Source organism: Streptomyces sp. SX-6, from assembly GCF_059089585.1.
Genome location: NZ_JBTHHU010000017.1, coordinates 24,462 through 37,435, shown reverse-complemented (window position 1 = coordinate 37,435; position 12,974 = coordinate 24,462). Strand labels below are relative to the sequence as shown.

Below are 12,974 nucleotides of genomic sequence, written 5' to 3'. Positions count from 1 at the left end.
CTGTTGTCCCGCCGTGCCACCCGCCTCACCAGGAGCTCTCCCACCATGCAGACCGAACAGCCGCAGTCCCTGGTGGGCCAGGAGTACGAGGTCGAGGTCGGCCCGGTGGCCCACGGCGGCCACTGCGTCGCCCGCACGGAGTCCGGCAGGGTCCTCTTCGTCCGCCACGCCCTCCCCGGCGAGCGCGTCGTCGCCCGCGTCACCGAGGGCGAGGAGACCTCCCGCTTCCTCCGCGCCGACGCGGTGGAGATCCTCGACGCCTCCAAGGACCGCGTCGAGGCCCCCTGCCCCTTCTCCGGCCCCGGCAAGTGCGGCGGCTGCGACTGGCAGCACGCCAAGCCGGGCGCCCAGCGCCGCTTCAAGGGCGAGGTCATCGCCGAACAGCTCAAGCGCCTCGCGGGCCTGACCCCCGAGGACGCCGGCTGGGACGGCACGGTCATGCCGGCCGAGGGCGACAAGGTCCCCGCGGGCGAGGTCCCCGCCTGGCGCACCCGCGTCCAGTACGCGATCGACGCGGACGGCCACGCGGGCCTGCGCAAGCACCGCTCCCACGACGTCCAGGTCATCGACCGCTGCCTGATCGCGGCCCCCGGCGTCACCGAACTCGGCATCGAGAAGCGCGACTGGCCCCAGATCGCCTCGGTCGAGGCCATCGCCGCCTCCGGCTCCGGCGACCGCCAGGTCGTCCTCACCCCGAAGCCGGGCGGCCGCCTCCCGATCGTCGAACTCGACAAGCCCGTCTCGGTGTTGCGCGTCGGCGAGAAGGACCACCGGATCCACCGAGTCCACGGCCGCCCCTTCGTCCGCGAACGCGCCGCCGACCGCACCTGGCGCGTCGCCGAGGGCGGCTTCTGGCAGGTCCACCCCAAGGCCGCCGACATGCTCGTCAAGGCCGTCATGCAGGGCCTCATGCCCCGCAAGGGCGATATGGCCCTCGACCTCTACTGCGGCGTCGGCCTCTTCGCCGGCGCCCTCGCCGAACGCGTCGGCGACCAGGGCGCGGTCCTCGGCATCGAATCCAACAAGCGCGCCGTCGAGGACGCCCGCCACAACCTCGCCGACCTCGACCGCGTCCGCATCGAACACGGCAAGGTCGAATCCGTCCTCCCGCGCACGCGCATCGACTCCGCCGACCTCGTCGTCCTCGACCCGCCCCGCGCGGGCGCGGGCAAGCAGACGGTCCGCCAGCTGGCGGGTCTGGGCCCGCGCCGCATCGCGTACGTGGCCTGCGACCCGGCGGCGCTGGCACGGGACCTGGCGTACTTCGCGGAGGAGGGGTACCGGCCGGTGACGCTGCGGGCGTTCGACCTGTTCCCGATGACGCATCACGTGGAGTGCGTGGCGATCCTCAAGCCTGCGGCAAAGGGCGTCTGACCTGCGGTTTTACTCGGCGTGCATTATGTGCGCTATGGGCGTTACGGGCGAAATTCTGACGCTGAAATGACGCTCGTGACGCTCTCCTGACGCTCGTTCTGATGGGGTGTTAGCTGCCTGATCGCGCAGGTCATGCTGGGTGGGAGGCGTGCTTCCGCGGACTGTCTTTGCGGGAACTTGAAGGAAGGCGGCCGGGTTCCGGCGCCGCTGGTTGCGGTGGCAGGCGCGCCCCCGCCGCGCTTTGGCGGGCCGGACATCTGGCGGTGTGGGTGCTCAGTAAGCGGGGCCGTACGGGCTCCAGCCGCGCAAGAATGGCTTGAGATCCTCGGGGCGGGGCTCAGGGACTGCAGGCAGCAACGGTGAACCGTTGAAGGGGTTCAGATGTTGCACGTGGGTCTCTGCCCATGCGATCCATGCCTCGGCTTCGTCCCTGGTCGGCCCGGTCGGCAGAGCCTCTGCGTGGAGGCGGAGCGCGCTGATGTACTCGGCCAAGCCCGCTGCGTGACGCCACGCTCTTTCCTGCGCTTCGAGGTGCTGGACGCGGTACGCCTCCGCGTACTGGATGCGGGCTTCCTCCATGGCGGTCTCCAAGCGGATGCGCTTCTGGCGTGCCGCTTCGATCTCGTCCTGGCGTCTGCGTTCGGCGGCTTCGCCGCGGAGGGCGACCTCGTGGGCGATCTCGGCGAGCTGGTCTTCGAGGGTGCGGCCGGGGGTGTCGGCCCATTCGCTCGCCCGGTGTGGTTGGCCGCCGCTGAGGACGAAGCGGAGCCGTTCGGACGGGGTGTAGTCGAAGCGGGGGATCCTGATCCAGGAGTTCTTCTTGGCCTCGGCGAGTTCCTTCTCGGTGGCGACGTGCTCGGTCCGGTCCTGCTCCTGGAGGACGAGGAACCCCACGGTCTGGTCCTGTGCGGTGATGGTGAAGTGAGGAGTTGCTCTGCGGCGGCGATGAGACGGAGGTGCGGAGCCGGTCTGTCCTGCCGAACCGGAGTGTCCTTCGGTCTCGGTGGCGGTGATCAGCGCCTGGATGAGCCGGAGGGCACGTCCTTGGACGGGCTTGGTCAGGCCCAGTGGCTGGGGTTCGTTCTGCATGGCCCGGACCACGGCGTGAGGCCGCGTGAGCCGAGAGGGAACGGGCACGGGTGCGAGGACGGCGAGGCGCCAGGCGGGGATGTCGACCAGTTTGATTTCGTACCCGCCACGGCACCAGCCCCCGTACAGCTCCTTCGTCTCCGGGACCCTTCCGGACCTGCGTGCCGCGGCGACGCGGGACGGCCACTTCTCCAAGTCCGGACCGCTGCCGCTCTTGATGATCCGGCCGCCGGTCTCCGCGAGCTCCTGCAACAGCTGCTCCGTGAACGTCATGCGAGGCTGTGATGGAGGGCTTGGCTTCCGCCCGGCGGCCGGGGCTTCCTGCGCTCGAGCGGACGGGGGTTGCGGGGCAGCGGCCTGAGCCTTCCGTGGGCGAGACCCGCGGGGAGGGTATGTGCCGTGCGCCAGATAGTGCTGGCCTGCGCTCGTCAGGGCGACGCTCCACTGCCCGCCCTTCCGGGAGACCGTGACCAGACCCCGGTTCTGCAGTGCCTGACAGGTGGTCTTGTAGGAGCTGGTCTTCCAAACGCCGGCAGGGCACCCGTCTTCCACCCACTGAAGCACCGAGAGTTGCCACTCATTGACCTGCCGTTCCAATGTTCCGCCCTCGACTCGAGGTTGCCGTACGACGGCGGCATGTTGTCAGTTCCGTTCGTCAGCGACGGGTGGTTCGAAACAATTCGCTCGAATGAGCGGGGGTGACGTGGACCGTGTCTATGTCCGCGCGGGCGGCGTCTTCACCGTTGCCGTCAGCTCGGCCTCCGTGACCTGCTGACGAGTCAGCCCAGGGCTTCGGTCGGGACCTTCAGCCACTGAACTTCGCGCGCAAGCGTTCGTTCTCCTTCTCCAGCGCCTTAACACGTCGTTCGAGTTCGGCTCGTGTCGGCTTCTTCGGCGGCGGAGGAGGTAGGGGTTCTGTTGCTTCCGGTGGCTCACCACGCAGTCCGATGGGTTCGAAGGCCACGATCGTTTGGCGGTCTTCCCCGCACTCCGAGCAACGCCTGCCGTATGACCCGGCGGAGAGGGGGCCGGTGTACGTGTAGTGCGCCTCCGTCTCGATGATGTGGCCGCAGTGCAGCCGGACACGCCACCGCATGATCTCGTGGTCGGCCTTCTTGAAAGACTGCATCAGCTTCGCGACGTTCTCGAACGCCTGGCGGCGACGCTCTGCCCTCGCCGGGTCTGCCCGGCATTTGTGTTCAACTCGCCTTACCGGCACGCTCTATGGGCTTGCGTCTCCGGACAGATCGCCGGAGGCCTCAAACCGGAACGCGTAGCGCTTGATTCCCTGCATCACTCTGCGGGACACGACCCCTTGCGGATTCGCAACGCCGAGCATTCGCTGCCGTCCTCTGTGACAGCCTCGAAATGAGGCTGTCACAGAAACCGGGGTGTGACCTGAATCTCGGGATGAGTCTGGCGGGTGCCCGTTTATTGGCTAGGTGGTGTCCGGCATGTAGGCGACGTGAGTCCGGGGTGCGGCTTCCGCATGGAACAGGAGAAGGCGCGTCTCGATACCGCTCTGCCCGTGGCAGGCGAGAGGGAGCACCCCAAGCAGCGGACACTGCAAGGGGCTGAGTACCGATGCGGGGCGCGCTGGCGGACCGGCTCGTAGTAGTGATGAAGCCCCTGTAATGGGGGCGGAGCGAAGGGGCCGGGTCGTTCGTGGCTGTGTTGATCGCATCAACCGGGCATCGCCCGGGAGGAGTCCGGTGGACCAGTTGAAATCCCAGATCGAGCCGTTTGAGATTTCGAAGTGGGAAGTCAAGGAAGCGTGGGAGGAAGTCAGGGCAAACAAAGGGGCACCAGGGGTGGACGGGCAGAGTATCGCCGACTTCGAGAAAGACCTGAAGGGCAACCTCTATAAGGTCTGGAACCGGATGTCGTCGGGATCGTACTTTCCTCCCCCGGTGCGTGCGGTGGCCATCCCCAAGTCGCATGGAGACGGCGAAAGAATGCTAGGTATTCCCGCTGTCGCTGATCGTGTGGCTCAGACTGTGGTGGCCCGGCATCTGATGAGGCGGGTGGATCCAATTTTCCACCCGGACAGTTTCGGATACCGGCCCGGACGGTCTGCCTTGGACGCTGTGGAGAAGTGCCGGGAACGCTGCTGGAAACGGAGCTGGGTGGTAGAGCTCGATATCGCCAAGTTCTTCGACAGCGTGCCCCGGGACCTCCTGGTCAAGGCGGTGGAAGCACACACCGACGCCGTCTGGGTCAAGTTGTATGTTGAGCGGTGGCTCCGTGCGCCGCTTCAACTGCCTGACGGCTCCTTGCGGGAGCGGGAGCGCGGGACGCCCCAAGGTGCCCCGGTTTCCCCTGTTTTGGTGAACCTGTTCCTGCACTATGCGTGTGATGCCTGGATGGTCCGGGAGTTCCCGACCGTGCAGTTCGAACGCTATGCGGACGATGCGGTGCTGCACTGCGTCAGCGAGCGGCAGGCCCGCGAGGTGCTGGCCGCCCTCGCGAACAGGATGGACGAGGTCGGACTGCAACTGCATCCGGCCAAGACCCGGATCGTGTACTGCCAGGACGGCGTACGCCAACGTGCCTTTGAGCACACGGCGTTCACGTTCCTCGGGTACACCTTCCGCGCCAGACTGAACCGGAGTCGGCACGGGAACCTGTTCCTGTCGTTCGAGCCGGCAGTCAGCAAGGATGCTCTGAAGAAGATGGGCCGGGAGGTGCGGTCCTGGCACCTGCACACCCGCTCCGAACTGTCCTTCAACGCCATCGCCCGCAGGATGAACCTTGTCGTGGCGGGATGGATCAACTACTACGGCCGGTTCCGGCCCTGGGAGTTGAACCCCTTCTTGATGCGCATCAACGCCTACCTGGTGCGCTGGATCCGCCGGAAGTACAAGCGACTCGCGGCCAAGCGGAAGGCCATCGCGAAGATGCAGGAGGTCGCCCAGCGGTACCCCCGCATGTTCGCGCACTGGCGCTGCACCTCCGTGGCCGTATCGGTCTGACGATCAGAACGACAAGAGCCGTATGACGGGCGACTGTCACGTACGGATCTGTAAGAGCCGAGGGGTGAGACTCCCCTCGGCTACTCGGCACGGGGCTGGTGTGCGGGGCGGTCTGCCGACTCATCGGTCGTGGTGTCTTTCCCTGTCCCGTTGCCCGTCCCGGGCATCGCTATCGCGTACCGATTTCGGCTCTCATGCGTGTCGTTGAGGTAGAGAGCAGCCCTGTCTGCCTGGACGATGTGGATGCGGGTGCGGAGTTCGCCGGCAGGTTTGCCTGCGACGCGGTTCGAGACCTCTGGCAGAGGGTCCCGCCGTTCCGGGGATTTGATCTGGTAATGGGGCGATCGCGGTGCCGTCCTTGACGTTCGAGGTCAGGATGGTGGGGAGAAACAGTGGGGCGGGTGTTGCGACTCAGGACGCCCAGTGCCGGTACGCCTCCACCCAGGCCCATCCCGTGGGTGCGGGTTCGGGCAGCGGCAGGTCGAGGATGCCGATCGCCTGCCGGTACCGACCGCGTCGGCACAGGGCGATGATGCCGCTGCAGGGCCGTTCCTGGATGGCGGTGACACTCACTGTGACGCCGAGCACGGTAGTGTCGAACGGCAGCGCGAGGTGATCCTCGATGGCCACGTGGAAGGCGGCGAACTGTTCGTACTCGTCGTACGCGTCGACGGTCGCTTCCTCGACCATGGCGTCGAGTTCCGCGGTGGTGAGTCTCATCGCCTGTGCCGCCTCTGTGCGCGCAGGAGTTGGGCCAGGCGGGCGCCGACCGGGGTGACGCTGGGCAGGGGCTCGTGGTCGTAGTGGCTCTTCTTGCGGCGGCGCAGCAGCTCCTCCCCGTCCCGCTCCCAGCTGAACGCGGGCTTGCATAGGAGTGCGCGGAAGACGGCGTCGGCGTTCTCGGGATGCCGCTGGATCAGGCGGCGGATGGCCATGGGAGAGACGGAGCCGTCGTTCAGGTACTTCCGCAACTGCGCCAGGTAAGTTCGGTCGCGGGCCAGGGACGGATCGGCGAACAGCGCGTCGAGCCGACCGAAGTCGGCGTAGTAGCAGATGCCTTCGGTCTCGTCACAGATGACGGCGATGGTGTCCGCGTCGAGGAGTTCTTCGGGCAGGGCGCTGAGTTCGTCGAGGGAGGGGACGCCGCTCCTCGCCTCCGCGGCGGCCTTGCCCTTGAGTTCGGCGAGGGCTTTGTCCTGCCGATGGCGGTGGTACTCCCGTAGCCGGCCCTGTGTTTCGCCGGGGTCCAGGATGAGCAGATCGGTGCCGAACAACTCGATGAAGTCGGCGCGGGCCTCAGCCTGCATCTCCCAGCCCTTGCGCAGCATCTCGGGGTTTCGGCGCAGCAGTTGTGGATTGGCAGTGAGAGTCTGGACGGCGGCCTGCGCCAACTCCTTACCATCGCTCGGCCGGTAGGTGGCGAGGTTGCCGCTGACCAGCCAGGCGTCGGTGTCGGGGTGGACGGGCACGATGCGGGCGGCGACGAACATCCCCTTACGGAGCTTGCCCAGGGCGCGCCGCCCCATGTTGGAGTGGACCCGGTAGACGAGATCGTCGAGGAGGTTGTGCAGTGTGGCGGCATTGGGGTCGAGGCTCTGTACCTCGAAGATCCCCTCGACCACGTCGCGCCAGCCGAGCAGCATCGCACGCTCGTCCTCCGACAGCGGCGGCCGGCGCTGGGCCACGAACCGCTCGACCACCGTGGAGCCGTTCGCCAATCGGTATTGCAGCGCGAAGTGGTCGATCGTCTCGATGACGGTCGCCTCATCGAGGAAGCCGAGCCGGTCCGCTGCCTCGTCGAGCCGGGCATCCAGCCGCCTCGCGAAGTACGGACTCTGCGCGAAGGCCACCAGCTCGCTCTTGAGATCCCCGCTCCGTGCCACCAGCATGTCGATTTGAGGGAGAACCATGGGGGAGTCGCCTTTTTCCACTTCTTCCTACTGCTCCACTTCTTCTTGCCTGCTCTTTCGGGTTCTGTCGCTGCCGGGAGGCGTCCCTTGGGGTGCGTGCGCCCCTGGCTGCGACATGTGTCAGGAGCTGGACGGCCGTGGTCGGCCCGTGAGCTGCCGGGCGAGCCGTTCGGCGTTGAGGGCGCGCACGGCGGCGTCGACGGCATCGTGGTCGGTGAGGTCGACGCCCCGTGCGGCGAGGGCAGCGGAGATCTGCTTGGCCGGGCCCCATGCCGCCTCGTCGTCGAAGGCCGCGCGGAAGGCGGGCACATGGGTGTCGACCGCGGAGACGACGGGAGCGATCCACGGCGCCTCGACGCCGCGTTCGGTGAGCGCGAAAGTCACCCATTGCTTCAAGGCGTCGGGCAGGAATGCGCGGTGCTCCTGATCGAGTACGGCCTTGCGCGGCAGCCAGTCCTTCAGTAAGACGGCGACCTGGCCGGGACTCCAGCACAGTGGCCCGCGACTCAGGTAGTTCTCCCCGTAGTCAAGGAACAGCTCGCCCAGAGACCGGACGGTGCCGACCTCTTTCGCTGCGCCGGTGCGGGAAGCTGTGAACACGTTCAGCAAACGGGCCCGTTCAGCCTCCTCCAGCGGCTGCTGCCCGGGCCGGTCCGGCAGGCGGTCTCGGCAGCGCGCCCAGGCCAGCGACCGCAGGGCGACGACGTCCTCGTCGTCCTGGCGGGGCCAGGTCATGTCCGTCAGACGCAGGGCCGCGGCGAGATCCGCGAGGACATCGTCGACGTTCTGTCCGACCAACGGCATCGGTGCCTCGCCCGTCTCCCGTGCCTCCTCCCAGGCGGTGACGGCCTCCGGAGCCAGCAGCGCCAGCTTGTCGACCAGCGTGCCGCCGACCTCGCCGATCTGCGCCATCAGCGTGTGTGGGACCGGACCGTTGTACTCGATGAACAGCGCCCGCTCGCTGTCCCATACGTCCTCCGCGCACCAGGCTCGCACCGGGCGGTGCGGTGCGGCTCCGTGCCAGGCGGGCAGCGGCTGGGAGTCGGCGAGGATCTCCACCGTCCCGTGGAGCAGGGAGCGGCTGCCGGGCGGGCCGACCCGCTCCAGGGCGCCCATGGCGGCGAGGCCGTGCGGGGACGGTGTCGTCGAGGCCCGTCCCACCACCTCAAGACATAGCATGTGCTCCGGCTCGCGCTCCGTCATCCCTGCGGTCAGCCACGCCTCTCCCAGGAGCCCGCTTGCCCACGCCTCCACGGCGAGGATGTCCTTGTCTCCCAGACATAGCGTTCGGGCCTCCCGCAAGGCACGGTCCGACAGCCGCAGGGGGCGCGGTGAACGGCGTACGGGCTTCCTGGCACCGCCCGGCTTGCGGCGGCCGCGACTCTTCGGCATGCCTGGAAGCATGGCAGAGCAGAGCAGGATGCGGGCCGGGTGGCGGAGGACAGCCTCGCCACGGTGAACGGTCGGGGCCAGCCGCGCCAAGAGCGCGCCAGCCGACGCCAATATACATCAGCTTGGTACATGGGTTAATCTTGGTACATGTCGATGAAGCGAACCAACGTCTACGCCGATCCGGAAGATCTCGCGATCATCAAGGAAGCGGCCAAGCGTCGTGGCATCAGTGAGGCCGAGATCATCCGGCAGGGTATTCACCTCGCTGCCATGGCCAACCGGGTCTGGGACGAGCCGCTGTTCTCCCGGACCTTCGAGGGTTCGGGGCGCACTCCCTCCAAGGCCGAGGTCCGTGACGCGGTCGCGGATGCGGTTCAGCGGGAGACGGGGACCGCTGCGTGATCATCGTTGTGGCCGACACATCCGGCCTGCTGGCCGCGCTCGACTCCACGCACCCCGAGCATCAGGCGGCGAACGAGGCGATCATGGTGGCGGGATTGCTCGTCATGTCGCCGCTGTTGCTCGCGGAGATCGACCATGTCGCCACCCGTGAACTCGGCCGCGAGGCCGCGGTCAGTGCGGTCGACGACATTCGACACTGGATGCGCCGGGGGCGTATCTCGGTACCGGAGATCACGGAGGACCACCTGGGGGTCGCGCAGTCCGTCCGCGCCCGCTACTCGGGCCTGGACCTCGACCTGGCGGACGCAGTGAACGTTGCGCTGGCCGCGGACTTCGACACCGATGCCATCCTCACCCTCGACCGCCGGGACTTCCGCGCGGTACGCCCGCTCGGCCGCTACAAGGCATTCCGGGTCCTCCCTGACGACCTCCCGCTCTGACGTGGACCTCGCCAGTACGGTCGGCGATATGACCCACGGAAGGTCAGCGGAACGCCCCCTTGCATAGGGGAGCGTCGCGCAGGTGTCCGTAGCGCCCACGCCGCACGTAATGCACACTGCCGGTCAGTGCGATGCTCGCGCAGCAGGCTCCTGACCTGCAGTTTCTTTCCACATGTTTTCCATCTACTGCTTCCCGATGACCCATCACGTGGAGTGCGTGGCGATCCTCAAGCGGGTGGAGACAGGGGCCTGACCCGCGGTTACTCGGCGCGCTCGCTGATGCGGCCTGGCTGCTGGTTGGCCCGGCAGTGAAATGCCCGGTGTCCTGGCGCCGGGCGCTTCACCCATTGCGTGCGCCGGGCCGGACCGGATCCGGCGACCTTGCCGGGCATCGTCTGCGCCGTGCGACACGTCGTCGGAGACGTTGCAGCTGGTGCGTCTGACTTCGGTCTGGAGCCGACATCGTCGCTGGAGACTCTCTCCGCGACGATCAGTGGCCAGGCCTGCACGCACGCCGCTCCGGGTGAGCGTGTCTGCTCCCGGCAGCGCGACCTCACACGCATTCCCGGTGCACCTCTGCCAGCTGCGCTGGTCGCAGCCGCACTGTCGCATCCGCAGGACGTGCATGGGGTAGATGCCAAGAACGTGGACCCTGCCATTGGGCGCCCCAAGATGTGGGCCGCCGTGAGCCGTATGCGCCAAGCCGGGATTCATCGCGGGCTGCTGGCTCGAAGTAGCAGGCTCGGCACGGCCGTTGTCTGCGGAAGGGAAGGGCGCCCAGTCGACGATGCGCTCTCCGTGCCCGTCGACGATGCCAACGGGTGCCAGCGCTCTCCAGCGTGAGCGCGGTCTGATGCCGGCGCCTGGACGTGATCGGCGTGAGCCGCTGTCAGCCATCGCAAAGTGACGAAAGTGCCACCGGAATGCCATGCGCAGACATAGTCTGCGGGAATTACCGCACTCCGGGCTCGGGCGGTTCGTGCAGTGCGGCGGAGGTGTCATGGGTGGGGACCCGTCTGCATCAGCAGCCGTCGGCGCACGTGGGTGGCCGGAGGCGTCATCGGCGCGTCGCGACGGGACGGAGGTGCCTGACCCATACGGCAACCGGGCACTGCTGAGCTCCGCCATGACATGGGGCTACGACGCCGTACCCGAGCAGGAGCGGGATCGGCTTCTGCGCTACCTCGAAGCGGTTGTCAGAGCGCGCCCGGCGCCGGTGCACACCACCGTCGCCTTCAACGCCGTGTACTTCGGGTATGACCTCGGCGGCGATGGATATGGCGGCAGCCCGCTGCGCCTCGACGACTTCCCTGTAATCACCTTCGGCGAGTGCGCTCCCGTGCTCCCGGTCGGTGCCATGGTGTGTGTCGCTACCGGGTCGGACCCGCTCTACGCCGAGATCGTTTACAAGGAGGGCGCCCACCCGGGGGTTGGCGGTCTTGGTGATGTTCCGGCCTGGGTGTCGGGGGCGCCCGCAGGTGCCGAGGGGCCGGGCAGGCCGGGGAGCGGCGCCACTTCCCGGCGAAGGGAGCTGCTGGTCCCGGACCTCCACGCCTTCGGCTCGGCCCTGAGCTTGTCACCGGCCCAGCTCCACCGCTTGCGCATGCGCCGGCGCTGGATCAACGGGGACGGCCATGTCGTCGTCGACGTCTGCTACCCGTCCCCGGAGGCAGCCCGGCGTGACGACCTGACGGCCTATGCGGATCACCTCCTGACGACGGCGCGGGAGCAGCTGCTCAGTCCCTTCGTTCCCGTTTCTCTCGCCGAACTGGTGGGCGGCACACACGCCGACGACCTGCGGGCGGGTCTGCTCGGTCTCCTCGACACGGTGCGGGGTGTCCTCAACTCCAGCGACGCGCTGCGCACATGGGGTCATTACGCCATGACCCGGATCTCCCTCGCGGATTGCTGGCGCGACACCGGGCCGCTGGGCGGTGATGACCTCAAGTCCCTCGCGGCGGCGGTGGAACACGCGGCCACTCCGGCGAGGCGGCGCTACGGCCTCACCTCTCCGGTCACCGTGTACACAGCGGTCGGACCGCGGCTTCGGGGGTTCCCCGGGGCAGCGGGACCGCTCGGGGGAATGGGGTACGCCGCAGCGGTATGCCGGGCGAACGTGGCACTTGCTGATGTCGTCCAACGGGAGAGTGACCAGGGCCTGTTCGAGAACGGATCCCGAATAACTCTCGACGACGCCTTTGAGGGCGGAGGTGTATGGCGGTCGCATCATCCCGGTGACACGGAAGCTCCCGGAGATCCCCTGGTTCCGGCCGGACGCGGCTGGACGTCCACGACATCTGTGCCATCGGGGCCGGAAGCGGATGTGGATCCGGTCGACCTGCCCCTCGCCGACGATGCCTCCCTCGGCCCCAGCGAACTCCTGCGGGCCGACGCGAAGGAGATCGTCTGGCGGTTGCCCCTGCGGCTGGCTCATCTCATCGACGGTCGGCTGCCCCTGCACCCGGATGTCGCGCGGGAACTTCGCCGGTCTCACGGCCGGCACCTCATGGTGCATCTCGAACTCGCTCACTCTGGCCGTGTGTTGGGCAGGAACGAGGCGATACAGTCCGTCGCCGCCGAACTCGGTGATGACTCCGGTCGGCTGACCGGAGCCATCTGGCCCCGAGACTACTTCCCCGGCCTGATACTCGAGCTGTGCTGGCCCCGCGGTGGCATGGTGATCCGGGTGGCCACGACACGGCTCAAGGAGCCGGTGCAGATCGATGACCGAGTGATCGGGCACTGCTACGACCCCCGTGTGCTCACCCGGGAGGATGCTCCGGGCAGTGGCCGCCATGGGGACACGGCTGTCGGGCTGGGCCCCCGACAGCTGGTGATGCGCACCGTGCGCCGCTGCGGCCTGCTCACCCTGGACGGCCATGCCCTGCTGGACCGTTCGGCCCTGCCGGGTGCGGTCTACGGCTGCCGGCCGGCATGGCCACAGGCCGCGGTCCTGGAGACAGCGGTCGTGGAACTACTCGCGCAGCGGCTGCTGGAACCGGCCCTCGGCAGCCGCGACGCCTGGGGCCGGCCACACTTCCCGGCGCGTGCCAGGGAACCGGCCATCCCCCTCATCGGGTACCGCCCCGCTCGACGCCGGGTGATACGCCCATGGAGCGGTGCGGAACCGGGCGATGGAGTGCTGGGCGGTGTCCAGTTCGTCCCCGGCCATCTGCGCCGCCTGCAGCCGGGCTGCTTGCCCAGCGAAGTTCAGCGAGCGGCCTTTCGGGATTACTGCCGCAGGCTCGGCAAGGCCGACGGCTGGGAACTGCCTGATGGCTACACGTTCGTCACCGAGTACACGCGCGGTCGCTGATCCCGCCACCGCTTGCGTGCATCCCGCTTCACCCCGCAAGGTTCCTCGCCGTCGGGTGAGCCGATCCCGGAGAGCCAAC

The 12,974-nt window shown here is 68.0% G+C and carries 10 protein-coding genes; 5 read left to right on the top strand and 5 right to left on the bottom strand.

The genetic code is table 11. From position 1 onward, the window contains the following. The first annotated feature begins 45 nt into the window (after positions 1 to 45). Complete coding sequence (locus ACV530_RS21075) at positions 46 to 1,374, top strand: class I SAM-dependent RNA methyltransferase (protein ID WP_494334121.1); 1,329 nt, start codon at positions 46 to 48, stop codon at positions 1,372 to 1,374. A 273-nt stretch (positions 1,375 to 1,647) separates the two neighbouring features. Here the strand turns inward: ACV530_RS21075 and ACV530_RS21070 are convergent, their stop codons facing one another. Continuing rightward, positions 1,648 to 2,736: a hypothetical protein gene (locus ACV530_RS21070; RefSeq protein WP_494334120.1), complete on the bottom strand. Its 1,089-nt coding sequence runs from the start codon at positions 2,734 to 2,736 to the stop codon at positions 1,648 to 1,650. Positions 2,737 to 3,268: 532 nt separating this feature from the next. After that, on the bottom strand, positions 3,269 to 3,592 hold the full coding sequence (locus ACV530_RS21065) for a hypothetical protein (protein ID WP_494334119.1): 324 nt from the start codon (positions 3,590 to 3,592) through the stop codon (positions 3,269 to 3,271). Positions 3,593 to 4,175: 583 nt separating this feature from the next. Here ACV530_RS21065 and ltrA point away from each other — a divergent pair. Continuing rightward, positions 4,176 to 5,435 (top strand): group II intron reverse transcriptase/maturase, encoded by a 1,260-nt coding sequence (gene ltrA / locus ACV530_RS21060; protein ID WP_494334118.1) that lies wholly within the window; start codon positions 4,176 to 4,178, stop codon positions 5,433 to 5,435. A 411-nt stretch (positions 5,436 to 5,846) separates the two neighbouring features. Here ltrA and ACV530_RS21055 read toward each other — a convergent pair whose 3' ends face one another. From ACV530_RS21055 to ACV530_RS21045, 3 genes are all read right to left on the bottom strand, one after another. Then, a complete protein-coding gene (locus tag ACV530_RS21055; RefSeq protein WP_494334117.1) occupies positions 5,847 to 6,155 on the bottom strand; it encodes a hypothetical protein in 309 nt (102 codons plus the stop codon). Continuing rightward, positions 6,152 to 7,345: a hypothetical protein gene (locus ACV530_RS21050; protein WP_494334116.1), complete on the bottom strand. Its 1,194-nt coding sequence runs from the start codon at positions 7,343 to 7,345 to the stop codon at positions 6,152 to 6,154. The genes ACV530_RS21055 and ACV530_RS21050 overlap by 4 nt, the downstream gene beginning before the upstream one ends. A gap of 120 nt (positions 7,346 to 7,465) precedes the next feature. Beyond that, complete coding sequence (locus ACV530_RS21045) at positions 7,466 to 8,737, bottom strand: hypothetical protein (RefSeq protein WP_494334115.1); 1,272 nt, start codon at positions 8,735 to 8,737, stop codon at positions 7,466 to 7,468. 147 nt (positions 8,738 to 8,884) lie between these two features. Between ACV530_RS21045 and ACV530_RS21040 the strand changes: the two genes are divergently transcribed. The 3 genes from ACV530_RS21040 (at position 8,885) to ACV530_RS21030 (ending at position 12,895) form a co-directional block, all read left to right on the top strand. After that, positions 8,885 to 9,139 carry a ribbon-helix-helix domain-containing protein gene (locus ACV530_RS21040; RefSeq protein WP_229322148.1) on the top strand — a complete coding sequence of 85 codons (255 nt, stop codon included), beginning with the start codon at positions 8,885 to 8,887 and terminating at the stop codon, positions 9,137 to 9,139. Continuing rightward, entirely contained in the window at positions 9,136 to 9,579 is a 444-nt protein-coding gene (locus ACV530_RS21035; protein ID WP_116214332.1) for a PIN domain-containing protein, read from the top strand. The genes ACV530_RS21040 and ACV530_RS21035 overlap by 4 nt, the downstream gene beginning before the upstream one ends. Positions 9,580 to 10,663: 1,084 nt before the next feature. Next, positions 10,664 to 12,895, top strand: coding sequence for a hypothetical protein (locus tag ACV530_RS21030; protein ID WP_494334114.1), 2,232 nt, complete (start codon positions 10,664 to 10,666; stop codon positions 12,893 to 12,895). Positions 12,896 to 12,974: the final 79 nt, after the last annotated feature.

What these genes read in the sequence shown, in the direction of transcription:
- ACV530_RS21065 (WP_494334119.1), bottom strand. Translation starts at nt 3,592, where the DNA reads ATGCAGTCTTTCAAGAAGGCCGACCACGAGATCATGCGGTGGCGTGTC.
- ACV530_RS21045 (WP_494334115.1), bottom strand. Translation starts at nt 8,737, where the DNA reads ATGCCGAAGAGTCGCGGCCGCCGCAAGCCGGGCGGTGCCAGGAAGCCC.
- ACV530_RS21070 (WP_494334120.1), bottom strand. Translation starts at nt 2,736, where the DNA reads ATGACGTTCACGGAGCAGCTGTTGCAGGAGCTCGCGGAGACCGGCGGC.
- ACV530_RS21040 (WP_229322148.1), top strand. Translation starts at nt 8,885, where the DNA reads ATGTCGATGAAGCGAACCAACGTCTACGCCGATCCGGAAGATCTCGCG.
- ACV530_RS21050 (WP_494334116.1), bottom strand. Translation starts at nt 7,345, where the DNA reads ATGGTTCTCCCTCAAATCGACATGCTGGTGGCACGGAGCGGGGATCTC.
- ACV530_RS21075 (WP_494334121.1), top strand. Translation starts at nt 46, where the DNA reads ATGCAGACCGAACAGCCGCAGTCCCTGGTGGGCCAGGAGTACGAGGTC.
- ACV530_RS21055 (WP_494334117.1), bottom strand. Translation starts at nt 6,155, where the DNA reads ATGAGACTCACCACCGCGGAACTCGACGCCATGGTCGAGGAAGCGACC.